This is a genomic window from Dolichospermum planctonicum (assembly GCF_005402965.1).
Taxonomy (GTDB): domain Bacteria; phylum Cyanobacteriota; class Cyanobacteriia; order Cyanobacteriales; family Nostocaceae; genus Dolichospermum; species Dolichospermum planctonicum.
Genome location: NZ_BJCF01000107.1, coordinates 1 through 1450, shown reverse-complemented (window position 1 = coordinate 1450; position 1450 = coordinate 1). Strand labels below are relative to the sequence as shown.

At 42.1% G+C, this 1450-nt stretch carries 2 protein-coding genes; one reads left to right on the top strand and one right to left on the bottom strand.

Going from position 1 to position 1450, the window contains the following annotated elements; genetic code table 11:
- On the top strand, nucleotides 1-187 hold a 187-nt coding region (locus tag FFO06_RS22200), incomplete at its 5' end, for a hypothetical protein (RefSeq protein ID WP_236097203.1).
- Between the two features lie 575 nt (nucleotides 188-762).
- Here FFO06_RS22200 and FFO06_RS20605 read toward each other — a convergent pair.
- Nucleotides 763-1450: calcium-binding protein (locus FFO06_RS20605; protein WP_137909692.1), on the bottom strand; the 688-nt coding region annotated here is incomplete at its 5' end.

The following is a 1450-nucleotide window of genomic DNA, read 5'->3' as shown; positions in this document are numbered from 1 at the left end:
CTGTCAACTGTCAACTGTCAACTGTCAACTGTCAACTGTCAACTGTCAACTGTCAACTGTCAACTGTCAACTGTCAACTGTTCCCTTATATAGCGAACTGCTTGCAGCAGCGCTTCGCTATCGCTATGTTTCACATAAAGTCTTTCCCCATGGTGCGTTACTAGTCGCTAACACACCCTACTTTTAAAATTTCAGATAGTTCTTCCTTATCAAGTTCAGGATAACATTTTTAAAATCCTTTGTCAATACCTAAAAAGCAAATTTTTCGCGGTTTTTTGCGTTTTGTTGGCTGTTCCCTGTCAACTGTCAACTGTCAACTGTCAACTGTCAACTGTCAACTGTCAACTGTCAACTGTCAACTGTCAACTGTCAACTGTCAACTGTTCCCTTATATAGCGAACTGCTTGCAGCAGCGCTTCGCTATCGCTATCCTACATTCAAAGTCTTTACCTCAAGTACAGATATTATATTGCGGGGTGCGGGGTGCGGGGTGCGGGGTTATCTTCTTCATCCTCTTCTTCATACTCCCCACTCTCTAACTCTGTACTCCGCACTCTTTAAGATAGTTCTTCCTTATCAAGTTCAGGATAACATTTTTAAAATCCTTTGTCAATACCTAAAAAGCAAATTTTTCGCGGTTTTTTGCGTTTTGTTGGCTGTTCCCTGTCAACTGTCATCAGCAGAAACTAAAAATGATGTAGAGACGTTTCATGAAACGTCTCTACAATGTGGTTTACATCAAGGATACCAGGATACCAGAAGCTACACTATGGTAAAGTTATTGAGTCTTAAAGTACCAGTTAAACCTGTAACCTCAATGATAGCATCCGTAGTGGCATTAAATCCTGCGGTACCGTCATTAATAGCGACAAAGCTGCGAGTACCAAAGGTAAATTGAGCCGCAGAGTTAGCTGTAAACACACTATTAGTTAACCTAGCTGCAATTCCGGCTGTATCAAGTGTTGCTACAGATCCGGCATTAGAGAATCCGCTACGGGCAGTGGAAACAAGGAATAAATCATTGCCAGTAGTAGCATTGAATCCGGTAATGACATCAAAGTTACTGAAAACAGAATCAGCTAAAGTGCGGTAGTCAAAACGGTCTACTCCCAACCCTCCAATCAGAGTATCTTTTCCAACTCCTCCGGTTAGGGTGTTATTACCTGCGTTACCAGTGATGGTGTTATTAGCAGTGTTACCTGTACCGTTAATGGCTGCTGTTCCTGTTAAAGTCAGGTTTTCCACGTTAGCAGCAAGAGTCAAAGTAACACTAGATTGAACGGTATCTATACCTGCGTTGGTAAGTTCAGTAATGGTGTCAGAGGTGCTATCTACAATGTAGATATCGTTGCCTAAACCACCAATTAAGGTATCTGTACCTGCACCACCGTCAAGGGTGTTATTAGCACCGTTACCAGTGATGGTGTTATTAGCAGTGTTACCAGTACCG